At 72.7% G+C, this 22,179-nt stretch carries 26 protein-coding genes; 10 read left to right on the forward strand and 16 right to left on the reverse strand.

Annotated elements, in window-relative coordinates:
* Positions 1–55: 55 nt before the first annotated feature.
* Positions 56–388: a hypothetical protein gene (locus J2Z33_RS09395; protein WP_209840196.1), complete on the reverse strand. Its 333-nt coding sequence runs from the start codon at positions 386–388 to the stop codon at positions 56–58.
* A gap of 7 nt (positions 389–395) precedes the next feature.
* Between J2Z33_RS09395 and J2Z33_RS09400 the strand changes: the two genes are divergently transcribed.
* Positions 396–1,064 carry a hypothetical protein gene (locus J2Z33_RS09400; protein ID WP_209840197.1) on the forward strand — a complete coding sequence of 223 codons (669 nt, stop codon included), beginning with the start codon at positions 396–398 and terminating at the stop codon, positions 1,062–1,064.
* Positions 1,065–1,367: 303 nt separating this feature from the next.
* On the opposite strand, the gene J2Z33_RS09405 is transcribed toward J2Z33_RS09400, so the two are convergent.
* On the reverse strand, positions 1,368–1,676 hold the full coding sequence (locus J2Z33_RS09405; protein WP_209840198.1) for a hypothetical protein: 309 nt from the start codon (positions 1,674–1,676) through the stop codon (positions 1,368–1,370).
* 661 nt (positions 1,677–2,337) lie between these two features.
* Between J2Z33_RS09405 and J2Z33_RS18690 the strand changes: the two genes are divergently transcribed.
* Complete coding sequence (locus tag J2Z33_RS18690) at positions 2,338–2,469, forward strand: hypothetical protein (RefSeq protein ID WP_280922895.1); 132 nt, start codon at positions 2,338–2,340, stop codon at positions 2,467–2,469.
* A 17-nt stretch (positions 2,470–2,486) separates the two neighbouring features.
* Here the strand turns inward: J2Z33_RS18690 and J2Z33_RS09410 are convergent, their stop codons facing one another.
* The 3 genes from J2Z33_RS09410 to J2Z33_RS09420 all read right to left on the reverse strand — a co-directional run bounded on the left by J2Z33_RS09410 (position 2,487) and on the right by J2Z33_RS09420 (position 5,197).
* Positions 2,487–3,137 (reverse strand): response regulator, encoded by a 651-nt coding sequence (locus J2Z33_RS09410; protein ID WP_209840200.1) that lies wholly within the window; start codon positions 3,135–3,137, stop codon positions 2,487–2,489.
* Entirely contained in the window at positions 3,128–4,546 is a 1,419-nt protein-coding gene (locus tag J2Z33_RS18695; protein ID WP_209840201.1) for a sensor histidine kinase, read from the reverse strand. Before J2Z33_RS18695 ends, J2Z33_RS09410 begins: the two co-directional genes overlap by 10 nt.
* A 69-nt stretch (positions 4,547–4,615) precedes the next feature.
* Complete coding sequence (locus tag J2Z33_RS09420; protein ID WP_209840203.1) at positions 4,616–5,197, reverse strand: transglycosylase SLT domain-containing protein; 582 nt, start codon at positions 5,195–5,197, stop codon at positions 4,616–4,618.
* Positions 5,198–5,425: 228 nt separating this feature from the next.
* Between J2Z33_RS09420 and hspQ the strand changes: the two genes are divergently transcribed.
* The 3 genes from hspQ to J2Z33_RS09435 all read left to right on the forward strand — a co-directional run bounded on the left by hspQ (position 5,426) and on the right by J2Z33_RS09435 (position 7,024).
* Positions 5,426–5,752: a heat shock protein HspQ gene (gene hspQ / locus J2Z33_RS09425; protein WP_209840205.1), complete on the forward strand. Its 327-nt coding sequence runs from the start codon at positions 5,426–5,428 to the stop codon at positions 5,750–5,752.
* A 128-nt stretch (positions 5,753–5,880) separates the two neighbouring features.
* On the forward strand, positions 5,881–6,339 hold the full coding sequence (locus J2Z33_RS09430) for a GAF domain-containing protein (RefSeq protein WP_209840207.1): 459 nt from the start codon (positions 5,881–5,883) through the stop codon (positions 6,337–6,339).
* A 40-nt stretch (positions 6,340–6,379) separates the two neighbouring features.
* Positions 6,380–7,024 (forward strand): RluA family pseudouridine synthase, encoded by a 645-nt coding sequence (locus J2Z33_RS09435; protein WP_209840209.1) that lies wholly within the window; start codon positions 6,380–6,382, stop codon positions 7,022–7,024.
* Here the strand turns inward: J2Z33_RS09435 and dapA are convergent.
* On the reverse strand, positions 7,021–7,893 hold the full coding sequence (dapA, locus tag J2Z33_RS09440; RefSeq protein ID WP_209840211.1) for a 4-hydroxy-tetrahydrodipicolinate synthase: 873 nt from the start codon (positions 7,891–7,893) through the stop codon (positions 7,021–7,023). The two genes, J2Z33_RS09435 and dapA, sit on opposite strands and share 4 nt — an antisense overlap.
* 180 nt (positions 7,894–8,073) lie before the next feature.
* Here dapA and J2Z33_RS09445 point away from each other — a divergent pair, with 180 nt between their 5' ends.
* Both J2Z33_RS09445 and J2Z33_RS09450 read left to right on the forward strand, forming a co-directional pair.
* Positions 8,074–10,218, forward strand: a complete 2,145-nt coding sequence (locus tag J2Z33_RS09445) for a lytic transglycosylase domain-containing protein (RefSeq protein WP_209840213.1) — start codon at positions 8,074–8,076, stop codon at positions 10,216–10,218.
* A gap of 46 nt (positions 10,219–10,264) precedes the next feature.
* Complete coding sequence (locus J2Z33_RS09450) at positions 10,265–11,221, forward strand: N-acetylglucosamine kinase (RefSeq protein ID WP_209840215.1); 957 nt, start codon at positions 10,265–10,267, stop codon at positions 11,219–11,221.
* A 33-nt stretch (positions 11,222–11,254) separates the two neighbouring features.
* On the opposite strand, the gene J2Z33_RS09455 is transcribed toward J2Z33_RS09450, so the two are convergent.
* Positions 11,255–11,788, reverse strand: coding sequence for an acyltransferase (locus tag J2Z33_RS09455; RefSeq protein WP_209840217.1), 534 nt, complete (start codon positions 11,786–11,788; stop codon positions 11,255–11,257).
* A gap of 158 nt (positions 11,789–11,946) precedes the next feature.
* On the opposite strand from J2Z33_RS09455, the gene J2Z33_RS09460 reads away from it, so the two are divergent.
* A complete protein-coding gene (locus J2Z33_RS09460) occupies positions 11,947–12,516 on the forward strand; it encodes a VanZ family protein (RefSeq protein ID WP_209840220.1) in 570 nt (189 codons plus the stop codon).
* On the opposite strand, the gene J2Z33_RS09465 is transcribed toward J2Z33_RS09460, so the two are convergent.
* Together J2Z33_RS09465 and J2Z33_RS09470 are read right to left on the reverse strand one after the other, a co-directional pair.
* A complete protein-coding gene (locus J2Z33_RS09465) occupies positions 12,513–13,076 on the reverse strand; it encodes an RsmD family RNA methyltransferase (RefSeq protein WP_209840222.1) in 564 nt (187 codons plus the stop codon). The two genes, J2Z33_RS09460 and J2Z33_RS09465, sit on opposite strands and share 4 nt — an antisense overlap.
* On the reverse strand, positions 13,073–14,284 hold the full coding sequence (locus tag J2Z33_RS09470; RefSeq protein ID WP_209840224.1) for an NAD(P)/FAD-dependent oxidoreductase: 1,212 nt from the start codon (positions 14,282–14,284) through the stop codon (positions 13,073–13,075). The genes J2Z33_RS09465 and J2Z33_RS09470 overlap by 4 nt, the downstream gene beginning before the upstream one ends.
* A 77-nt stretch (positions 14,285–14,361) precedes the next feature.
* Here J2Z33_RS09470 and J2Z33_RS09475 point away from each other — a divergent pair, with 77 nt between their 5' ends.
* The gene (locus J2Z33_RS09475) at positions 14,362–14,853 is read left to right on the forward strand and encodes a peroxiredoxin (protein ID WP_209840226.1); all 492 of its coding nucleotides are present in this window, start codon (positions 14,362–14,364) and stop codon (positions 14,851–14,853) included.
* Positions 14,854–14,979: 126 nt separating this feature from the next.
* Here J2Z33_RS09475 and J2Z33_RS09480 read toward each other — a convergent pair whose 3' ends face one another.
* The 7 genes from J2Z33_RS09480 to J2Z33_RS09510 form a co-directional block, all read right to left on the reverse strand.
* Positions 14,980–15,348 (reverse strand): 4a-hydroxytetrahydrobiopterin dehydratase, encoded by a 369-nt coding sequence (locus tag J2Z33_RS09480; RefSeq protein WP_209840228.1) that lies wholly within the window; start codon positions 15,346–15,348, stop codon positions 14,980–14,982.
* Positions 15,341–15,961 carry a glutathione S-transferase family protein gene (locus tag J2Z33_RS09485; RefSeq protein WP_209840230.1) on the reverse strand — a complete coding sequence of 207 codons (621 nt, stop codon included), beginning with the start codon at positions 15,959–15,961 and terminating at the stop codon, positions 15,341–15,343. The genes J2Z33_RS09480 and J2Z33_RS09485 overlap by 8 nt, the downstream gene beginning before the upstream one ends.
* 96 nt (positions 15,962–16,057) lie before the next feature.
* A complete protein-coding gene (locus J2Z33_RS09490) occupies positions 16,058–17,239 on the reverse strand; it encodes a GNAT family N-acetyltransferase (protein ID WP_209840233.1) in 1,182 nt (393 codons plus the stop codon).
* The gene (locus tag J2Z33_RS09495) at positions 17,236–18,003 is read right to left on the reverse strand and encodes a glycerophosphodiester phosphodiesterase family protein (RefSeq protein WP_209840235.1); all 768 of its coding nucleotides are present in this window, start codon (positions 18,001–18,003) and stop codon (positions 17,236–17,238) included. Before J2Z33_RS09495 ends, J2Z33_RS09490 begins: the two co-directional genes overlap by 4 nt.
* Positions 18,000–18,461: a RidA family protein gene (locus J2Z33_RS09500; RefSeq protein WP_209840236.1), complete on the reverse strand. Its 462-nt coding sequence runs from the start codon at positions 18,459–18,461 to the stop codon at positions 18,000–18,002. The genes J2Z33_RS09495 and J2Z33_RS09500 overlap by 4 nt, the downstream gene beginning before the upstream one ends.
* A gap of 57 nt (positions 18,462–18,518) precedes the next feature.
* On the reverse strand, positions 18,519–19,838 hold the full coding sequence (locus J2Z33_RS09505; protein WP_209840238.1) for an HlyD family type I secretion periplasmic adaptor subunit: 1,320 nt from the start codon (positions 19,836–19,838) through the stop codon (positions 18,519–18,521).
* Positions 19,835–21,574, reverse strand: coding sequence for a type I secretion system permease/ATPase (locus J2Z33_RS09510; protein ID WP_209840240.1), 1,740 nt, complete (start codon positions 21,572–21,574; stop codon positions 19,835–19,837). The genes J2Z33_RS09505 and J2Z33_RS09510 overlap by 4 nt, the downstream gene beginning before the upstream one ends.
* Here J2Z33_RS09510 and J2Z33_RS09515 point away from each other — a divergent pair.
* Positions 21,568–22,179, forward strand: a complete 612-nt coding sequence (locus J2Z33_RS09515) for an MlaC/ttg2D family ABC transporter substrate-binding protein (protein ID WP_209840241.1) — start codon at positions 21,568–21,570, stop codon at positions 22,177–22,179. The two genes, J2Z33_RS09510 and J2Z33_RS09515, sit on opposite strands and share 7 nt — an antisense overlap.

The following is a 22,179-nucleotide window of genomic DNA, read 5'->3' on the forward strand; positions in this document are numbered from 1 at the left end:
AAAGGCCGCTCCGGCGCAAGACACCACAACATCAACCGCTGAGGGGGTCAGTTCTCTATGACGCGAGGAGGTCAGTTCCTGATGTCGCTGGACACTCGTGGATCTCCTCGATCATGAAGATGCGATCTTCGATGTCCGCGATCTCCGCAACCTGCTCAGCCCTCTCCTGAGGGGTGTCGGTTGGCATGCGTTGGATCATCTGATCCCGGAAGATGACGAGCTGGCGCTTGGCGGCCGCAAAGAGGTGATGCTCCTCGAAGCGTCCCGACGGTCTCTGGAGCGACATCTTCGATGCGGTGAACCGGCGCCCTGACTTCTGCCGGTAGGCCTGCCGCAGGTTCGTGGCCGCGGCGGAGGGAGTCGCATACGCGCCCTCGACCAGGGACACCGGGTCGATGGAGCATGGCCACGTTGTCCGCCGTCTGCCTCTGACGCCGATGGTCCAGGGTCGCGTTGATCCGCGATCCGGGTTGGCCCTTGCAGGGCTTGTGGATGAGCCGGATCCGATCGGCCCCGGCAGGCTCGGCGACCTCGCGGGCGCCGACGTGATCCGCTTGACCCTTGGCGCCCTTCTCTCGCCGGGCTTTCGGGAACTCCGCGCCGTCGAGCGCGAACTCGTGCGGCGCGTCGAGTTAGGCGGTCTGGCAGGCGCGACACCGCGGGCGCTCGAAGATGCCGTTGGCATCGCGCAGGCGCTCGATCTCGTCCCGGAGGTGCTCATTCGACAGAAGCTCGAAGTGAGTCCCGCACGGCCCTCGCCCACCATCGAACTGGCACTCGATATGCTTGCGGTCGAGCCAAATGTGGGGATCCCCCATATACTCGAAGGTGGAGGAGATCCGCCGATACTTCGGGCCGGCCGTGCCATCGAGCTTGTAGTGCCCCAGGCTGCCGACGGCCTAGGCGTTCGAGCCGAAGCTGCTCCCATGCGAACCGGCGCTGGAGCCGAGAAGGGCACGAAGCCCGAAACCTGCCTCGACGCCGAAGTTGCCGCAGTCGGGATCGTGGCAGGTGTTGAAGTTGAGCAGGCCCGCCGCCGGCGGGCAGATCTGCGCCAGCAATAGATTCGGAATGGACTTCACGGTCTGACCTCCGCTCATAGCCGTGCGAGAGCTCCCCTTGCCGAGGAAGCAGCCTGACCTTGGCCGTTTCGGAGAAGACGGAAATTTCCGGGCACGATTTCTCGCGAGTGTTGCTCGTAGGACTTCCTACGATCCATCTCGACGAGGCCGGCAGAAAGCCGGGAAATTGTTCAAGGATGTCGAACGCCTGCCGACCGGTGGGTCGGCAGGCGTGGAGCTATCCCCCGTAGAAGGGAACCAGTAGCATGGGGAGCCGGGGCCTATCCGTGCCGAGGATCGAGGGGGTCAGCCCCGGCACTCGGGATGCTCGGCGCGATCGCGCGCGCTGTCGCACCCCGATCCGCCCGGCACCCGGGCCCGGCGGCCCCGGTCGTCGTCCCGGGAATCGTCCCGCTTGTCGCCCCGACCCCGGTCGTCCCGACCCTTGTCGTCGCCGCCCCGGCCCCGGCCGCGCCGGTCGAAGCTGTCGTGGTCCGCGCCGTCGAAGGCCTGGAGCCCGGCAATCCGGGAGCCGGCGTCGAACGTTCCGGCCGTCGCGGGAAGCGTTCCCAGGACAAGGGCGACGACCGCGCCACTCAGGATGAAGGTCCTCATGATGTGTTCCTTTCGTTGGGGTCCGGGTTCTCCGATGCCTTCAGTCTGACCGGGGCGCGGTCGTCGCGGCACGGACCCCGGTCTGCCGATCCGGCCCGACCTGCGGCCCCCGACGTCCGGACCAAGGTCCCCTCCGGGTCGGCCGGCCCCGGAAAGGGACTTTGGTCCGTCCTGCGCTCCGGCCGTTCCGGTGCTACCTTTGGGCGAGCCCGAACCCGTGCCGAGTTCCACCCGCATGAGCCTCGAACTCCGCCCCAGCCGACGCCGCGCGCTGTCCCTCTTGGCCTGGGGGGCGACGCTGGCCGCCCTTCCCTTCGGGGTGGGGCCGCAAGGGCGTCTCATGGCGCCCTCCGCCTGGGCGCGGGACGGGGATGACGGAGAGGACAGCGGCCGCGGGCGGGGACGCGGACGCGGCCGTTCGGGCGACGGCGGGGATGATGGCGGCTCCGATGACTCGGGACGCGACGACTCCGGACGCGACGACTCGGGACGCGACGAGCCGGGCCGGGGCGGGCGCGGAACCGAAGACCGGAACGGCGGCGGTGACGGCGGCGGGGGCGGCAACGGCGGTGGAGGACGCGACGATCGGTCGGGCTCGTCGGGCCGCCGCGCCGGTCCGGCTGCGCGCGACGCATCCGCCGCCGTCTCCCGCGACATCGAGGTGCGCCACTCCGACGGCTGGACGGAACGGATCGTGGCGGGCCGCTACGAGCTGACCGACCATCTGCGCCGGCTCGTGGTGCGGCGCCCGGCCACGGGCGAGGACCTCCGGCGCATGATCGCCCTGCGCTAGGCCCCCTTGGCCGCCCGCTAGCCCCGCCGGTCGGGCCAGCTATCGCGGGCGATCAGCGCGGCCTCGGTCCGGTTGCGGGCCTGGAGCTTCTGGAGGATCGCCGTCATGTAGTGCTTGACGGTTTTCTCCTGGAGGTCGAGCTCGCGCGCCACCTCCTTGTTGCTCTTGCCTACGGCGATTCGGCGCAGGATCTCCTCCTCGCGCTTGGTGAGCGTGTCGAGGGGCGTCGTCTCCCTCTGGGGCCGCGGGGCGTTCATCGCCGCCAGCACCTTCATGGCGAGCGAGGGGGCCACGTAGGTCCGCCCCTCGGCCAGGTCGGCGACGATGCCCACCAGGTCACGCGCGCCGACGCCCTTGAGGATGTAGCCGGCCGCCCCCGCCTTGAGCGCCTGCATCACGTCGTCGTCCTCCTCGGACACGGTGAGCATGGCGCAGCGCGGCGGCTGGGGGCCGGCCATGATGCGCCGCAGCGCCGCGATCCCGCCCCCCGGCATGGAGATGTCGAGAAGCACCAGGTCGGGCCTCTCGCGCGAGACCGCCGCCTCGGCCTCGGCGGCCGAGGCAGCCTCGCCCACGACCGCGAAGCGGCCCGATTCGGCCAGCGTCCGCGTCACCCCGTCGCGGTAGAGCGGATGGTCGTCGGCCACCACGATGCGGATCAGGTCCATGCCGGCCCCCCCAGGTCCAGTGTCATCGCGACCTCGGCGCCGCCATCCACCCGCGTGCGCGCGGTGAAGGTGCCGCCCAGGCTCTCCACCCGGTCGCGCAGGCCCGACAGGCCCATCGCCCCCTCGCGCGGTTCCGGCGGCAGGCCGGGCCCGCGGTCGCGCACCGTCAGCCGCAACTCGCGGTCGGCGCAGGCCAGCTCCACCTCCAGGCACGCCCCGCCGGCGTGGCGCCCAGCGTTGCCCAGGCTTTCCTGGAGGAAGCGGAAGACGCAGAGCCGGGCGGCGGGGTCGAGCGGCGGGTCCCGGTCCCGGTCCATCCGCACGGTGACCTCCTGGCCCGTGCGCGCCTCGTGGGCCTCCACCGCGCCCTCGACGATCTCGGGCAGGGACAGGCCGGCGATGTCGGGCAACTGGAGCCCGCGCGACAGCGCCCGCACCTCGGCCATGGCCCTCGACACCGCCTCGGCGACCTGAGCGAGGTCCCGCTCGGCCGTCTGCCCCTCCAGCCGCTCCCGCAGGGTGTCGAGCCGCAGCGCGACATAGGCCAGGTGCTGCGCGGGGCCGTCGTGGAGGTCCGCGCCGATGCGCCTCATGGTCCGGTCGGCCTGCGCCGCCGCCCGCGCCGCCGCCGCCTGCACCCGAAGGCGCAGGTCGTGGTTGCGCGCGGACAGGTCGCGCAGGTCATGCAGGCGGTTGTCCAGCGCGCGGCGCTGCGCGTCGATGGTGCGACTGCCGCCCAGGACGATCGCGTAAAGGACGCCGCCCAGCAGCAGCGTCGTCGTGGCCACCGCCGCCCAAGCCCCGGCCCGCGCCGCCCGCAGGTCGCGCTTCAGCTCGGGGGCGACCGCGTAGAACTCGGCGACGGCGATCACGCGGCCGGAATAGACCGCCCGGATGGGCGAGTAGATCTCCAGGAGCGGCAGATCCAGCGCCGCCTCGGCGCGGCTTTCCTCCTCGCTCAGGTCGTCGAACGAGGCCACGACCTCGCCGCCCCAGGCGCGGCGCAGGTCGTCGGCCAGCCCGAACTCCCGCCCGATCAGGTCACGGTTCTCGGACCAGATGACGCGGCCGTCGCCGCTCCAGAACTTGAAGGACGCGATCCGCTCGCCCAGGGGGGTGCTCGACAGGATCTCGTGCAGCGCCCGCTCCGCGCCCGGCGACAGCTCGCCCGAGTCCGAGAGCTGCTGGCTGATCGGCGCGATCACGCTGTCCATGTAGAGCGCGGTGGCGTTGGCCGAGTTGCGGACCACCGCCTCCTCGATCCGGTCGGTGACGACGGCGCCGATGGCCAGGGTCGCCAGCACCAGCACCACGCCCGAGGCCCAGGCGAACCGGGTCGCGAGCGAGCGGCGGGCCCAGAGGGCCCCCAGTCCGTCGCGGGGACGCAGGGATGGGGCGAGAACGGTCATGCCTCTTTATTGCGCGTCGTGTCCGCCGGGGAAACAGCCTTTGGTCCGAGGCCCCGACCCGCCGCGGCCTCAGCCGCGCCGGCAGGCGTGGAGCTGCGCGTCGTACATCGCCGCCCGCTGGTCGAGGTCGGAGGCCACGCGCATCAGCCAGGCCTTCTCCAGGTAGCTCTGCCGGGCGTAGCCGCCCCGCCCCTCGTGGTAGGCGAGATACTGGTTCTCGGTGTCGTTGAGGGGGATGCCCAGCTCGGCCGCCGTCTGCGCCATGTACCAGCCCATGAAGTCGGTGGCGTCGAAGATGTCGTCCCGCCGGCCGCGCCCCTGCTCGCGCTGGTATTCGGCCCAGGTGCCGTCGAGCGCCTGGCTGTAGCCGTAGGCCGAGGACTGGCGCCCCACGGGGATCACGCCCAGCGCGTACTGGTGCGGGGTGCGGGCGTTCCCGACGAACTTCGACTCCTGGTAGATGATCGCCATCTGGACGGCCACCGGCACGCCCCAGCGCCGCTCCGTGGCGCGGAAGGCCCGGTAGTAGCCGGGCCGCTGGTCCAGGATGCGGCAGGCGTTGTCGAGATCCCGCGGCGCCGAGTAGTCGCGCTGCCCTCCGCAGGCCGCCACAAGGAGGACGAGCGCCAAGACGCGCAGTTTCTTGCTCATGCCCGATGTCCCTCGACTCGTCGGCGGGGTCGGCCCCGCCCGTTTTGGGACAACTCTAGCGCAGGATCGTCCGTCGGGAAACGGCCTTCGACGGAGCCGCGCCCGATCGGAGCCGTCCCGCCACTGTCGGGCCACGGGAGACGGACTGTTTCTGGCGAAAGAAAGGCGAAAACATGGACAAATCGGACTTATGCGCGTTTCATGGGCAGGCAAGATGGAGGACGATCCATGATTCCGACCTACGCGAAGTATGGATTGGGCCAGGTCCTGCGGCACCGGACGCGCGACTTCCGGGGGGTCGTCTTCGACATCGACCCGCGCTTCTCCAGCACGGAGGACTGGTATCGCGCCATCCCCGAGGGAAGTCGGCCCCGCCGCGACCAGCCCTTCTACCACCTGCTGGCCGAGAACGGGGATGGCAGCTACCTTGCCTACGTCTCGGAGCAGAACCTCGTCCCCGACACCTCCGGGGTGCCGGTGGACCATCCCGACCTCCCCGACTTCTTCGGATCGTTCGAGGACGGGCATTACGAGATGCAGGCCCAGTTCAACTAGGCGGGGCCGACCCACCCGCCCGACGCGGCGCCATGAAGGCGACCCTGGTGCCCGCCGGGGGCGGCCGGGGCCTTGCCTTCGGGGCGGCGGGCTGTCGTGATGCAGGTCCGCCCACGGAGCCCGTCATCATGAGAGCCGACTACCCCGACCTGCGGCGCCGCATCGCCGCCCTGACCGAGGGCGAGGACGATCCCGTCAGCCTCATGGCCACGGTCGCCTGCGAGGTGCACCACGCCGACGACCGCTTCGACTGGACCGGCTTCTACCGCGTGGTCGCGCCCGGACTGCTCAAGATCGGCCCCTACCAGGGCGGGCACGGCTGCCTTTCGATCGCCTTCGAGCGCGGCGTCTGCGGCGCGGCGGCGCGCACCGGCGAGGTGCAGCTCGTCCCCGACGTGGAGGCCTTCCCCGGCCACATCGCCTGCTCCTCCTCCACCCGCAGCGAGATCGTGCTGCCGGTCCGGGACGGGGCCGGGCGGCTGATCGGCGTGTTCGACATCGACAGCGACCGGCTCGCCGCCTTCGACGAAGGGGACGCGCGCGAGCTGGGGGCGATCCTCGGCGACACCTTCGGCCGCCTCCGCTGACGCCCTTGCCAGCGGCGGCGGCCTCGGCCAGATGCGCGGCATGGACAGCGCCTACGACCCGCCGCAAGGCCCCCTGACGATCCTGCACGACGACCATGAACTGGTCTTCGTGGACAAGCCCGCCGGACTCCTGTCGGTCCCCGGCAAGGGCGAGCATCTGGCCGACTGCCTGATCGAGCGGGTGCGGCGGGTCTTCCCGACGGTTCTCCTCGTCCATCGGCTCGACCGCGACACATCGGGGGTGATGGTCTTCGCGCTGACGCCGCTCGCGCAGCGGCACCTGGGCTGGCAGTTCGAGGAGCGGACGACGAAGAAGACCTATGTCGCCCGCCTTTGGGGCGAGATGGCCGAGCGGGAGGGCGTCGTGGACCGGCCCATCATGGTGGACTGGCCCAACCGGCCCCGGCAGATGATCCACCCCGACGGCCGCCCCGCCGTGACCCGCTGGAAGGCGCTGAAGCGCGGCGGCGGCGAGACGCGGGTGCGGCTGTTCCCCGAGACGGGGCGCTCCCACCAGCTCCGGGTCCACATGCTGTCGCTGGGGCACCCGATCCTGGGCGACCCCTTCTACGCCGAGGGGCCCGCGCGCGATTTCGACCGGCTGATGCTCCACGCCGAGAGCCTTCAGGTCCGCCACCCCGACGGGGGACGGAGCTTCAAGGTCACGTCGCCCGTGCCGTTCTAGTTGACCAGCCCCGCGTGGCGCATCGCCGCCCGGATCGCCTCCTTCACGCGGTCGGACGGCGGCAGGAGCGGCGAGCGCACTTCCTCCGAGCACATTCCCAGCACCGAGAGCGCGTACTTCGCCCCGGCGACGCCCGGCTCCAGGAAGATCGCCTCGTGCAGCGGCATCAGACGGTCGAGGAGGCCCAGCGCCGCCGCGTAGTCGCCGCGCAGGGTCGCCTCCTGGAACTCGGCGCAGAGGCGCGGCGCGACGTTGGCCGTGACGCTGATGCAGCCGCGCCCGCCATGGGCGTTGAAGCCCAGCGCCGTCGCGTCCTCGCCGGACAGTTGGCAGAAGTCGGGGCCGCAGGTGATCCGGGTCTTGGGCACCCGGCTCAGGTCGCCGGTCGCGTCCTTGACGCCGACGATCATGGGATGCCGGGCCAGTTCGCCCATGGTGGCGGGGGTCATGTCCACGACCGAGCGGCCGGGGATGTTGTAGATGACGATGGGCAGGCCGACCCCGGCCGCCGCAAGGAAGTGGGCGACCAGCCCCGCCTGCGTGGGCTTGTTGTAGTAGGGCGTCACCACCAGCGCGGCCTGCGCGCCCGCGCGCTGGGCGGCGTCCACCAGCCGCACCGTCTCAATGGTGTTGTTGGACCCCGCTCCGGCGATCACCGGAACCCGACCGGCGGCCAGCCGCACCACCGTCTCGACGACGAAATCGTGCTCCTCGTGGCTCAGCGTCGGGCTCTCGCCCGTGGTCCCGACCGGCACCAGCCCGTGCGAGCCCTCGGCGATCTGCCATTCCACCAGCCGCTCCAGCGCGTCGAGGTCCAGCTTGCCATCCCGGAAGGGGGTGACGAGGGCGGGAAGCGAGCCCTGGAACATGGCGGCGGTCCTTTCCGTTGGATGGTCGGACGCCGGGGCCGCCGGGCCCCCGCGTCGCGGCGGGCCAAGCCCTAGACGCTTTTCCGCCCAGTGCCAAGTTGGTGACTTGCCGGTTGCGCGGCGGCCTGCGACGCTGCCATGACTGTCCCCCGAAGCCCCCCATCCGGACCCTGCGCCTCCATGCGATTCCTGGATCTTGCGGCCCCTTGCCGCGTCGTGGCCGTCGTGCTGGCGCTGGGCGTCGCGACGGCCGCTCCCGCCGAGCCCGCCGCCGTCCCGCCCCTACGCGAGGCGCTGCGCGAGGCGCTGCGCGAGGCGCGGTCGGGCGACTGGGAAAGCGCCTTCGCCGCCGCCGAGCAGGGAGGCCCGCTGGTCGAGTCGATCCTCGACTGGAAGGCCCTGCTCGAATCGGGCGGGGAGTTCCACGAGCACGCCCGCTTCGTGGCCGACCATCCCGACTGGCCCGACCTCGACGGCCTCCGCGCCAACGGCGAGGCCGCGATCCCCGCCAGCGCCCCGCCCGAGGCGGTGCTGGCCTATTTCGGGGAGGCCGCGCCGCAGACGGGGCCGGGGGTCCGCGCGCTGGCCGGCGCGCTCCTCGCCCAGGGCCGCGAGGCCGAGGCGCGTCGGGCGGTCGAGGCGGCCTGGCTCGCGCTGCCGCTGACCGACCGGGGGCAGGCGGCGCTGGTCCGGGCCTTCCCCCGCTGGCTCGCGCCGCTCCACGCCGCCCGCGCGGACGCCATGCTCTGGCGCGGACGGACCGGCGACGCCGAGCGGATGCTGCCACTCCTCCCCGACGAGCGGCGGGCCCTGGTGCGCGCGCGCCTCGCGGTGCTGCGCGGGCAGGGGAACGCCGAGGCGCTGGCGGCCCGCCTTCCCGCCGCGCTCCGCGACGATCCGGGCCTCGCCTTCGACCGCTACAACCGCCTTGCCCGCGAGGGCGAGTTCAGCGACGCCCTGGCGATCCTCTGGACCCGCACCGGCTCGGCCGACGCCCTGGGCGAGCCCGCCCGCTGGGCCGTCCAGCGCGCGCAGATCGCCCGCTGGCTGCTGCGCGAGGGCCGCTCGCAGCAGGCCTACGACATCGCCTCGCGCCACCGGCTCGACGGGCCGAGCGACATCTACGCCGATCTCGAATGGGTGGCGGGCTACGCGGCTCTGCGCCGGCTGCACCGGCCCGAGACGGCGCTTCTCCACTTCCGCGCCTCCGAGCGGGCGGTGAAGGGGCCGATCTCGCTCTCGCGCGCGCTTTATTGGCAAGGCCGCGCATTGGAGGCTCTGGGCCGTCCCACCGAGGCGCAGGCGGCCTATGCCCGCGCAGGCCGCAACCAGACCGCCTTCTACGGTCTCCTCGCCGCCGAGAAGGCGGGCCTGCCCATGGACCCGCGCCTTGCGGGGCGCGAGGGCTTCGGGGGCTGGCGCGGCTCCGAGCGGCTGTCGGGCGATCTCGGTCAGGCGATGCTGCTGCTGCTGACCGCCGGCCAGCGCGACGACGCCCTGCGCTTCGCGCTCCAGCTCGCGCGGACGCTGGACCGCGACGGCGTGGGCCAGCTCGCCACCCTCCTGGAGGAGATGCAGGAGCCCCATCTCGCCGTGCTCGTCGGCAAGGCGGCGGCGGAGCGGGGGATCATCGTGCCCGCCGCCTACTTCGCCTTGCACCCGCTCGCCGCGCGCGACTGGCCGGTCACGGCGGAGCTGGCGCTGTCCATCGCCCGCCGCGAGTCCGAGTTCAACGCCGCCGCCGCCTCGCCGGTCGGTGCGCAGGGGCTCATGCAGCTCATGCCCGGCACCGCCCGCGAGGTCGCGCGCGAGCTGGGCCTGCCCTACGCGCGCGCCAAGCTGACCGACTGGGCCTACAACGCCACGCTCGGAACCCGGTACCTTGCCACGTTGGAGGAGCGGTTCGGCACCTCGCCCGTGCTGGTCGCGGCGGGCTACAACGCCGGGCCGGGGCGTCCGCGCCAGTGGATGGCCCAGCGCGGCGACCCGCGCCGCGCCGACGTGGACGTGGTGGACTGGATCGAGTCGATCCCCTTCGCCGAGACGCGGACCTATGTCATGCGGGTGGCCGAATCGATCCCGATCTATCGCGCCCGCCTGACCGGCGAGACCGGCCCCGTGGAGTTCACCCGCCTCCTGCGTGGCGCTCCGCCCCATATCCGGCCCGAGTCGCGGCCCCGGCTGGTGGAGGCCGCGACGCTCGTGCCCGTGGAGCGGCTGTCCACCTCCACCGCCCCCGCCGCCCTGGCGCGCGAGGCCGCCAAGGACGTCGAGGCCGCCCGCATGCGGCCCCAGGCGCGACCCCGCCCCGACGCGGCGGGCTGACGCGGTGGCCGCGCCGTGGCACCCTGACCGGACGGGGAGGGGGCGTATGACGGCTGGCGCATGGGTCCTGGCGCTTGACGGCGGCGGCACCGCGACGGCGGCGGCCTTGGCCGACCGGCGCGGCGAGGTGACGATCCTTCCCGAGGCGGCGGGCTGCAACCCCCAGGACAGTCCCGGCTGGGACGCGGCGCTGCGCGAGGCGATCGGAGCCGCCCGCCACGCCGATGGGGACCTCGCCGCCGCCGTGCTCGGCCTGCCCGGCCATGGCGAGGTGCCAGCCCACGACGCGGCGGCATCCGCCCTGATGCGCGAGCTTCTGGCGATCCCCTTCGAGACGATGAACGACGTGGCCCTGGCCCACCTGGGCGCCTTCGGCGGCGGGCCGGGGGTGCTTGTGCTGTCCGGCACCGGCTCGATGGCGTTGGCGCGGGGGCCGCGCGGCACCGTCCGCGCCGGCGGCTGGGGCGACATCCTGGGCGACGAAGGCAGCGCCGCCTGGATCGGCCGCGAGGCGCTGGCCCTGGCCGCCCGCGCGCTCGACGGTCGCGCGCCCGAGGCCCTCGCCTTCGCCCGGGCGCTCTGCGCCCGCGTGGGCCCCGAGGCGGCGGGCGACTTCGCGCCCCTCGCCTGGATCATGACCCAGCCGGGCAGCCCGCGCGCCGCCGTGGCCGGGGTGGCGCGGCACGTGGACGCCCTCGCCTCCGACGGGAGCGGGCCCGCCCGCCGACTCCTCTGGCGCGCGGCGGGGGAACTCGCGCGGGCGGCGCGGGTGGCGGCGGCGCGCGCGGGCCTTCCGGGGCCGCTGCCCTGGGTCGCCTCGGGCGGGGTCTTCGCCAGCGCCCACCTGCGCGACGGGGTGGCGCTGGATCTCGGGCGCGGCCCCGACCCGCCCCGGCTGTCGGCGCTGGGTGGCGGCCTCCTCCACGCGGCGGAGCTGGCGGGCTGGTCCCCCGATCCACGCTGGACGGCACGGGTCGAGGCCAGCCTGCGCGCCTGGGTCTAGGTCGGTCTCAGGAGGAGCTGGTCCCTCGCCGGCTCAGGCCGCCGAAGGGGGCGTCGGGACGGCGGCCTTGGGCGACACGCCCCGGTCGGTGATCTTGCCCCAGTTCGTCGTCATGATCCCCGTGCGGATCACCCGCGCCGGGTTGCCGGCCACGATCGACCCCGGAGGCACGTCCTTGGTGACGATGGCCCCCGCCGCGACCACGGAGTGATCGCCGACCGTGACGCCCGGCATGACCATGCTGCGCGCGCCGACCTGGCAGTAGCGGCCGATCCGGGTGTCGCAGTGCTTGCCGGCGATGTGGTCGTGCGACAGGATCACGGCGTCGAAGGACACGGCGCTCCCCTCGCCGATGTGGATGCCGCGCGGGTAGGTCCGGTCGAGCACCGCCTTGCGCGACACCAGCGTGTAGGGGTGGATGTCCATCTTCCAGACCTTCACGAGGTAGAGCCGCTGGATCAGCAGCACCACGTCCCGCAGCCGAGTCCGGCAGGTGGCGAGGAAGCCGTAGTTGCGCGTGGCCTCGAAGAAGGTGTCCGGGTAGCGGCCGGTGTAACGAAAGGTCATCGGTGGAGAGCGCTCCCGTCGCGCGGCATCTTCGGATAGGGGCGAATTAGACCGGCATTCCAGATCGAACGCAAGCCCCGAGCGCAAGCCCCGGTTGCAAGTTCCGGTCGCGGACCCTATCGCGGGCAGGGGCTCGAGGGCGCGATGGAGGTTGGCCGATGGGCGCATGGGTGATCGGCTTCTTCGGTTTCGCGGTCCTTTATGCCGCGCTCGGCACGGCTCTCGTCGTCGCGATGGCGAGGGTCCTGGGACGCGCCCTGCGCGGGCCGGGCGTGGCGGTGGCCTTCACCACCCTGACCTTCGTCTTCCTGACGCAACACCCTTTCCCCGATCCGGAAACGCTGTCCTGCCCGTCCCCGAGCGGAATCCCGCAGGTCCAGCCCTTCAACTTCTGGCCCACGGTGGTCCGGCTCTGGTCCTCCGGCGCGCCCGCCACCGAATGGGCGCGCAACATGATGATCGTCTCGACGGTGATGAACGTCGTGGTCTGCATGGCGATCGGCCTCGCCCTGGCCCGGAGCGGCACCCGCCTCCGCAGCGCCCTGGCCTTCGGTATGGGCCTCACCCTGGCCGTGGAGCTGACGCAGCTCACCGGGATCTGGGGCCTCTATCCCTGCGCCTACCGCGAGTTCAACGTGGACGACCTGATGACGAACGTCCTGGGCGTCCTCCTCGGCTTCGTCGCGGCCCGACGGTCGCGCCGCGTCGGAGCCCCCCTGCGGCCCTAGCCCCCGACCCGCAGCAGCGTCACCGCCGTCCCGCCATAGGTCCGCCGATCGAGGAGAGCCGCCCCGGGCAGCGGCATCATCGGGCCGGCCTCTTCCCAGGCCACGACCGCGCCCGGGGCGAGCCACCCCCCGGCCAGCGCCGCCGTCAGGGCGCGCTGGCCCAGACCTTGCCCATAAGGCGGATCGAGGAAGGCTAGCGTGAAGGCGTCCCCCTCCCGCGCGGGCAGTCGCGCGGCGTCCGCCGCCAGGAGCCGCGCCTGCCCCTCGCGCCGCGCCAGCCGGATGTTCTCGCGGATGAGCCGCTGGCCGACGCGCCCGTTCTCGACCAGAACGGCCTCGGCCGCCCCGCGCGACAGCGCCTCCAGCGCCAGCGCCCCGGTCCCGGCGAAGAGGTCGAGCACCCGCGCCCCCGCCACCGGATCGCCGAAGCGCCCGCCGCCCAGCAGGTTGAACAGCGCCTCGCGCACCCGGTCGCTCGTCGGGCGCAGATGGGCGCCCGCGTCGCCCTCGCCCACTTCCGCGAGCCGCAGGCCCCGGTTCTCGCCGCCGACGATCCTCACGCCTTCAGCAGCGCCTTGAGGTCGGTGGCCGGGTCGATCACCACCTCGGGCGCGGGCGACTTGCCGGCCTCGATCAGCCGCTTGCCGATCATGTAGGCGCGCGAGTCGTTCATGGCGTCCACCGCCACCAGCCTCTCGCCGCAATAATACCAGTGCGACAGCGCCTCGCCGTTCTGGCGCACGAACACCCGGTCGTAGCCGGTGTTCAGCCCGGCGATCTGGAGCTTGGTGTCGTACTGGTCCGACCAGAACCAGGGTTGGGGCACGTAGGGCGTCTCCGCCCCCATGATGTTGCGCGCCACCGCCTCGGCCTGGTCGATGGCGTTGCCGACCGATTCCAGCCGGATGCGCCCGTCGCCGTGCGGCAGCGAGGCGCAGTCCCCCGCCGCCCAGACGTTCGAGGCCGAGGTGCGGCCATAGGCGTCGGTCCGTATGCCGTTCTCCACCGCGATCCCGGCGCTCTCGGCCAGCCTGGTGTTGGGCGCGATCCCCACGCCCACCAGCACGAGGTCCACCGCGATCTCCTCGCCGGTCGAAAGCCGCGCGGCCACCACGCGCCCGTCCTCGCCGATGAGCCGGTCGAGCCCCACGCCCTCGCGGATGGTCACCCCCTGTGCCGCGTGCAGCGCGCGGAAGTAGTTCGAGGTCTCGGGTGCGGCGACCCGTTGCAGGATGCGCGCGGCCATCTCGACCAGCGTGACCCTCAGGCCCCGCTTGGCGCAGACCGCTGCCGCCTCCAGCCCGATGTAGCCGCCGCCCACCACGAGGACGCGCTTGCCCGCCACCAGCGACGGCGCGAGCGCGTCGGCGTCGCGGATGTCGCGCATCACCAGCACGCCGTCCAGGTCACCGCCGATGGCCGCCGGCAGCCGGCGGGGCGAGGAGCCCGTGCAAAGCACCAGCTCGTCGTAGGCGATCTCGCCCCCGGTCTCCATCATGACCACTTGCCGGCCGGTGTCGATGGCCGCCACCCCGGCCCCCAGCCGCAGGTCGATGCCGTTCTCGGCGTAGAAGCTCTCGGGCCGCAGATACAGCCGCTCGCGCTCCAGCTCGCCCAGGAGGTAGTCCTTGGACAGGGGCGGGCGCTGGTAGGGCGGGTGCGGCTCGGCGCCGATCAGGGTGATCTGGCCCTCGAAGCCGTCCGCCCGCAGCCGCGCCGCCAGCGCCAGCCCGGCCTGACCCGCCCCGATCACCACCACATGGGTCATCGCCCCGCCTCCCCTGCTTGACGGCGGGCACCCTATCGTCCCTTGCTCGGCGCGCAATCGCAAAAGGGAGCGGCGTCATGGCGATCGAGGTGGGCGGGCGGCTGCCCGAGGGGACGTTGATGCGGATGGGGCCGGGCGGCCCCGAGAAAGTTGACAGCCGGCAACTCTTCGCCGGGCGGCGCGTCGTGCTCTTCGGCGTGCCGGGCGCCTTCACCGGCCTCTGCTCCACCGCCCATGTCCCCAGCTACATCCGGGCGATGGCCGGTTTGACGGCGCGCGGCGTGGACGAGATCGTCGGCGTCTCGGTCAACGACCCCTTCGTGATGCAGGCCTGGGGCGAGGCGACCGGGGCAACGATGGCGGGAATCACCTTGCTGGCCGATCCCTCGGGCGACTGGATCGCGGCGATGGGCCAAGCCTTCGACGCGCCCGTCGTCGGCCTGCATCGCCGCGCCAAGCGGTTCTCGGCCCTGATCGAGGACGGCGTGGTGAAGATCTGGAACGAGGAGGCGGCCCCCGGTACCTGCGAGGCCACCGCCGGCGAGGCGATGCTCGCCGCGCTGGGCTGACGGGAAACCATCCGCGTAGGGCGGGCTTCGGCCCGCCCTGTCGGCTGACCTGATGGTGGGCGATGTCAGGGCCGGCGCGTTCACTCGCCCGCCAATCCCACGGGGCTTGGTGGGCTGAAGCCCGCCTTACGGCCTGCCTCCATGGCGCAGCTCGCACAGGCACCGGATCTCCGCCGTCTGGTCCCGCTGCACCTCGGCCGCCCCCGCAAGGCGGTCGATGGCCGCCGCCATCTCGGTGTCGAGCCGGGTGAGCCCGCCCGCCGAATGCGTCGTCAGCCGCAGGTCCACGACGTTGTAGGCGTTGCGCCAGTCCGGGTGATGGTTCCGCGTCTCGGCCAGCAGCGCCACCCGGCTCAGGAACCCCCAGGCCTCGGAGAAGCTGCGGAACTTCCATATCTTCCGCAGCGAATCCGTTGTCGGGTCCGCGCCCCAGCCCGCCACGCCCAGGGGCGGCAGCAATTCCTGCCGCTCCGCCTCCGTCAGGAGGTCAGGCATTGGCCGTCTCCGTCTCGGCCATCAGCCGGTCGTCGGTCTCCGTCGCCCTGACCAGGGCGGGGCGGCCCTTGATCCGGTCCCAGTAGGCCGCCAGCGCCGGCTCGGCGGGAATGGTCCCGAACTGCATCCCCCAGCCGATCTGCGAGCCGACATAGACATCCACCACGGTGAACCGCTCGTCGCAGAAATAGGTCCGCTCCGTCAGGTGCCCGGCCAGCGCCGCCACCACGGTCTCCAGGCTGCCATAGCCCACGAAGCCCCGCCGCTCGGGTGGCACCACCACGTCCAGCGCCTTGTTGGTGACGGCGGCCTCGACCGGCCCCGCCCCGAAGAACATCCAGCGCCAGAACCCCGCCCGGTCCTCGGGCATCAGCCCCGCCCGTGGGAAGGCCTCGGCCAGATGGGACAGGATCGCCGCCACCTCGGTCACGACCGCGCCGTCATGGACCAGCGTCGGCACCTTGCCCATCGGGTTCAGCGCCCGATACTCCGCCGCCTTCATCGGCGGCCCGTAGTCGAGGAGGCGCGCCTCGTAGGGCTCGCCCACCTCCTCCAGCATCCAGCGGGCCATGCGGCCCCGCGACATCGGGTTGGTGTAGAGCGTGAGGGCCATGGCGCGACTCCGGTCTGGGGCAGGCGCAGTCTAGCCGAATGGCGGCCTGCGTCAGCCCCAAAGGCCGGCACCGCCGGAACGTGGCGAAGGGCCGCCTCAGTCCTGCTCCTCGTGCGCCTCGCGCCGGAAGGGGCCGAGCGTCGTCAGCACCTCGATCTCCTCGCCCACGGCGGCCCTCTCCCGCTCCAGGAAGTCGGCGATGGCGGCGCGGAACCGCTCGTCGGCGATCCAGTGGAGCGAGTGGCAGACCACCGGGCGGTAGCCCCGGGCGATCTTGTGCTCGCCCTGCGCGCCCGCCTCCACGCGGCTCAGGCCGTGGCGCAGCGCCCAGTCGATGGCCTGATAATAGCACAGCTCGAAATGCAGGAAGGGGATGGGCTCGGTCGCGCCCCAGTAGCGGCCGAACAACGTGTCGCGGCCCACGAAGTTCCAGGCTCCCGCCACCGGACGCCCGCCGCGCTGCGCCAGGAAGAACAGGCAGTCGTCGGCCAGCCTCTCGGCCGCGAGGTCGAAGAAGGCCCGCGTCAGGTAGGGCGTCCCCCACTTCCGCGCCCCGGTGTCCTGGTAGAAGCGCCACATCGCGTCCCAGTGGCGCTTCTCGATCCCGGCGCCCGTCAGCGCGACGATCTCGCCGCCGAACGCCTGCGCCCCTTCGCGCTCCTTGCGGATCGTCTTGCGCTTGCGCGAGGACAGGGCCGCGAGGAAGCCCTCGAAGTCGCCGTATCCTTCATCCTCCCAGTGATACTGCTGGGACGCGCGGGGCAGGAGGCCCAGGGCCGCGCCGGCCTCGGCCTCCTCCGCCGTGCAGAACGTGACGTGGACCGACGAGAGGCCGTTGTCCTCGGCGATCCTCACCGCCGCCTGCGCCAGCGCCGCGCGCCCCATCTCCTCGTGGCCGGGACGGCAGAGGAACCGCCGCCCGGTGACGGGCGTGAAGGGCACCGCCACCTGCAACTTGGGATAGTAGCTCCCCCCCGCCCGCTCCCAGGCGTTGGCCCAGGACCAGTCGAAGATGTATTCGCCCTGGCTGTGGCCCTTGGCGTAGAGCGGCGCGACGGCGATGGTCTCGCCCCCAAGTTGCACCGCGAGGTGCCGGGGCTGCCACCCCGACCGCCCGCCGACGCTGCGGCTGTCCTCCAGCGCCTTCAGGAAGCGGTGCGTCGTGAAGGGATCGAAGGGCCGTCCGCCGTCCGCCGCCTCGGGTCCGGCGCAGGCGTCCCAGACCTCGGGCGCGATCTCGGCGATGCGGTCGTGGACCGTGACCTCCAGGACCGTCACGCGCGATACCCCTCGAAGGTGATGGTCTCGGCCACCAGGCGCGCCGCCCTCTCCTCCGCGGCCGAGCGGACCGTCCAGCACAGCAGCCGCGCCCCCGCCGCCTTCAGCTCCGATACGCGAGGGCGGGACAGGTCGCGCCAGTCGTGGCTCAGGAACCCGGCGCAGGCCGCGTCGTAATCGGGAATTCCCCGCAGCCGCTCGCAGGTGGCCTCCGGCACGCCCGGCCATTCGCCGGGGTCGAAGGCGTCGGTGGTCAGCCCCCTCGGCAGGTCGGGCGCGAGGTCGCGCAGCGCCATCACCGAATGGGGGTTGAAGGACATGACCGCCACCGGCCCCGCGTAGCCGTTCAGGGCCCGCGCCGCCGCCGCCTCCAGCACGCCGTCCACCGGCCCCAGCACCCCGGTCTGGTCCTTGACCTCGACCAGCAGCGGCACCCGGCCGCCGACCAGCGCCAGCACCTCCGGGAGCGTCGGGATGCCTTCGTCCCCACCCCCCAGCCGCAGGCGGCCCAGTTCCGCCGCCGTCCGCTCGGCCACCAGCCCCTGCTCGCCGGTCAGGCGGCGGAGGCCCTCGTCGTGGAACACCATCGCCACGCCATCGGCCGAGAGCTGGAGGTCGATCTCGATCCCGTAGCCCGCCGCCATCGCCGCCCGAATCGCGGCCAGCCCGTTCTCGGGCCGCCCGGCGCGGAGGTCGTGCAGGCCCCGATGCGCGATGGGGCGCGACAGGAAGGCGTCGGGCAGGGGAGTGGCGGCCAGGGTCATCGCAGCAGGAACACCCCTTCGACCTCCACCGCCGCGCCCAGCGGCAGCGCCGTCACGCCCACCGCCGACCGGGCGTGGCGGCCCGCGTCGCCCAGAACCTCGACCATCAGCTCGGACGCGCCGTTGACCACCTTGGGCTGGTCGAAGAACCCCGGCGCGCTTGCCACGAAGCCCGTGAGCTTCACCACCCGCGCCAGCCGTTCCCAGTCCCCGCCGCAGGCCGCGCGCACCTGCGCCAGCAGGTGCAGCGCGCAGACCTGGGCCGCCCTCGCCCCCGCCTCGGCGTCCATGTCCTGCCCCAGCGTGCCCCGGATCACCCCCGACCCGTCGCGGGCGATCTGCCCCGACACGTGCAGCAGGTCCCCCGCCCGCACGAAGGGCACATAGGCCGCCAGCGGCGCCGCCGGCTCCGGCAGATCCAGCCCCAGCCCGCGCAGCCGCGCCTCGATGTCGCTCATGGATCGCTCCCCGTCCTGTCCGGGCGGGAAGCTAGCCCGGCCTCCGGGGAGCGTCCATCACGTCTCGCGGAAGGCCTTGGCGAAGTAGTCGGTCAGCGGCTTGGCGAGGAAGGACAGCGGCGTGCGCTCGCCCGTGCGGACGAAGGCCTCGACCGGCATCCCGGGCAGCAGCGCGACCCCTTGGGGCAGCTTGTCCACCTCGCCGGGCTCGATCTCCACCTCGGCGCGGTAATACGACATCTGCGAGGCCTGGTCCTGGAAGGCGTCGGCCGAGAGCTGCACGACCCGGCCCTTCAGCTCGGGCGTCTCGCGCTGGTTGAAGGCCGAGAAGCGCAGCGTCACCTCCTGCCCGACATGGACCTCGTCCACGTGGATCGGCTCCACCTGCGCGGCCACCACGAGCGGGCGGTCCTGCGGCACGAGATAGAGCAGCGGGTCCGCCGGCTTGATGACCGAGCGCGGCGCGAACACGGTCAGCCCGTATACGATCCCCGACACCGGCGCGCGGATGTCGAGCCGGTCGAGCCGGGTCAGCAGCGCCCGCCGCTTCTCGGACAGCTCGATCTCGTTGAAGCCGAGGTCGCGCAGCGCCGAGGAGGCGTCCTCGCGCCGCTGCGACTGGTTCCGCAGGATCTCGATCTCGATCTCCGTGCTGCGCCCCTCGGCCTGCGCGACCGAGGCGGTCAGCTCGCCCTGCCGGCCTTCGAGGTTGGCCTGCTCCCGTTCCAGCTCCGACACGCGCGCCGCCTGAGCGAGCCCGCGGTCCAGAAGCGACTGCTGGTCCTCCAGCTCCCGCTCGATCAGCGAAAGCTGGGTGGCGATGGCCGCCTGCTGCGCCCGGATGCCGTCGATCTGGTCGGCGATCTGGTCGCGCTGGCGCGACAGCTGCTCGGTCTCGCGCTGGATGGTCTCCAGCCGGGCGCGGAACAGCCGCTCGGCCCCCTGCATCAGCTCGGCCGCCACCGGGTTCGTCGATTCCATCAGCATCGGGTCGAAGGCGAGCCGGTCCTCGCCCGCCTCCTCGGCCTCCAGCCGCGCCTTGCGGGCCAGCACCTCCAGCAGCTGCCCCTCGACCACCGCGAGGTCGCTGCGGAGCTGCGAGTCGTCGAGCCGGATCAGGAGGTCGCCCTCCTGCGCGGTGCCGCCTTCCTGGGCGAGGATCTCGGCCACCACGCCGCCGTCGGGGTGCTGGACGATCTGCCGGTTCTGCGCCACCTCGACGCGGCCATGGGCGATCACCGCGCCCATGATGCGCGAGGTCGCGCCCCAGGCGCCCATGCCACCGACCAGGATGGCGACGCAGGCCGCGCCCGTCAGCAGCGGCCCCCGCGCCGACCAGCGGGCCTTGGCCGCGCGGCTCTCGGCGGGGGCGCTCACGTCACGCCTCCCGTCTGGCCCTGCGCCGCGATCTGGCGATGGTTGGCGACCATGTCGCGCAGGACCTCCTCCTTGGGGCCGAAGGCGCGCCGCGCGCCGTTCTCGATCATCAGAAGCATGTCGCATTCCTGGATGGCGGCGGGGCGGTGCGCCATGATGAGCACGGCGGCCCCCCGCTCCTTGAGGGACTTGATCGCGGCGTTCAGCGCCAGCGACCCGTCGTTGTCGAGGTTGGAGTTGGGCTCGTCCAGCACCACCACCACCGGGTCGCCATACAGCGCCCGCGCCAGCCCGATCCGCTGGATCTGCCCGCCCGAGAGCCGCCCGCCGTTCGCGGTGACCCGCGTGTCGTAGCCGTCGGGCAGCTTGAGGATCATCTCGTGCGCCGCCGCCGCCTTGGCGGCGCGGACCACCTCGGCGTCGTCGGCCTGCGGCGACAGGCGGGCGATGTTCTCCTTGATGGTGCCGTCGAACAGCGCCACGCGCTGCGGCAGGTAGCCCACGTAGCGGCCCAGCACGTCCGGGTCGTACTGGTCCAGCGCCGCGCCATCCAGCCGGATCTTGCCGGCGGCGATGCGCCAGCTCCCGGTGATGGCGCGGGCCAGCGTGGACTTGCCCGAGCCCGAGGTGCCGATCACCCCCACGGCCTGCCCGGGCTCCACCTTGAAGGACACCATGCGCAGCGTGGCCTGCTGCTCGCCGGGCGGGACGACCGTGACCTGCTCCAGCTCCAGCCGGCCCTTGGGGCGGGGCAGGGCGGTCCGCGTCGAGTCCTCCGGGATCTCGCCCAGGAGGACCGACAGGTTGCGCCAGCCCTCGCGGCCCCGCTGGATCATCGCCCACTGGCCAACGATCATCTCTACGGGAGCGAGGGCCCGGCCCAGCAGGATCGAGCTCGCGATCATCACGCCGCCCGTGGCCAGGCCTTGCAGCACCAGATAGGCCCCGAGCCCCAGCATCGCCGATTGCAGCAGCATCCGCACCGACCGGATGCTGGCCGAGATGCCGCCGCCCGCGTCCTGCGCGGCGATCGAGGTCTCCAGCGACCGCGTCCGCGCCGCCTGCCAGCGGGTGAAGGCCGCGTCGCGCATCCCCAGCGACTGGATCGTCTCGCTTTCCTGCCGGACCTGCGCGCCCATCGTCTCGGCGGCCATGGTGGTCCGCGCCGCGACCTCCAGGGGCCGCCGGGTCATCGCCTGGTTGGCCAGCGCCAGCGCGACCAGCACCACGGCCCCGCCGACGCCCAGCCAGCCCAGCCAGGGGTGGAACACGAAGATCCCCGCGAAGAACATCGGCGCGAAGGGCAGGTCGAACATCGCCATCGTCGCCGGCGAGGTGATCGCCTTCTGCACCCCTTCGAGGTCGCGCAGGCCCGACTGCGCCTCGCGCGGGGCGCGGCCGAGCTGCGGCGCGCGCAAGGCCGCCGAGAAGACCCGCCGGTCCAGTCGCGCCTGGAACCGCGCGCCGATCCGCCCCATGACGCGGCCCCGCACGTAGTCGAGCACGCCCATGCAGGCGTAAAGGAAGGCCATCAGCGCCGACAGCGCGATCAGCGTCGCCACCGACCGGGAACCGAGCACCCGGTCATAGACGTTCAGCATGTAGAAGGGGCTCGTGAGCATCAGCATGTTCACGAAGAAGCTGAAGATCGCCACCGACCAGAAGAGCCACCGGCTTTCCGCCCGCGCGGCCCTCAGTTCGGCGGCGCCCCTGGCGGCGCTGTCATCGTTTGCCATCGTCCCTCGCAACCCGTCACCCGGTCCGGCGCGCATGGCGGGGATGCCCCTCCGAGGGGTTCCACCGATCGCGCCGCTGCTCCTATACCACGGATGACCCATCGGTAACCCTGGGATGTGATGTCGCGCAGCGTTCAACAGATCGTGCTTCCGCTCCCGCTGCCGGCGGGCTGCGCCGCGCGCCGCCGGCCAGCGGCATCCACGACCCGCACGAAGGGCTCAGCCGCCGCGTCCCTGCCTTCAACCGCGCCGACGCCCGCGCCGCCACGCCCGACCAGCTCCGGCGCTGCACGCAGGCCTTCTCCAGCTACATCGCCCGCAAGCATGGCTCCCGGCTCCGCGAGTTCATCGGCGGGCGCGTGCAGGTCGAGGGCGCCCGCGCCGTCCCCGACGGCATCGAGGTCACGACCACCGCCGTCTTCGCCAACGCGGCCCCGTTCCGCGTGGACTTCCGGGCGTCCGAGGCCACCGGCCAGCCCCGGTCCTTCAACCTCGGGGTCGAGGGGGCGAACCTGCTCCTGCCCGAACGGACGGAGATCCAGGCCATGCTCGACCAGCGCGGCGGCGACATCGACCGCCTGACCCCCGGCCTGTCACAGATGTAG

Source organism: Rubellimicrobium aerolatum, from assembly GCF_017872975.1.
Lineage (GTDB): Bacteria > Pseudomonadota > Alphaproteobacteria > Rhodobacterales > Rhodobacteraceae > Rubellimicrobium > Rubellimicrobium aerolatum.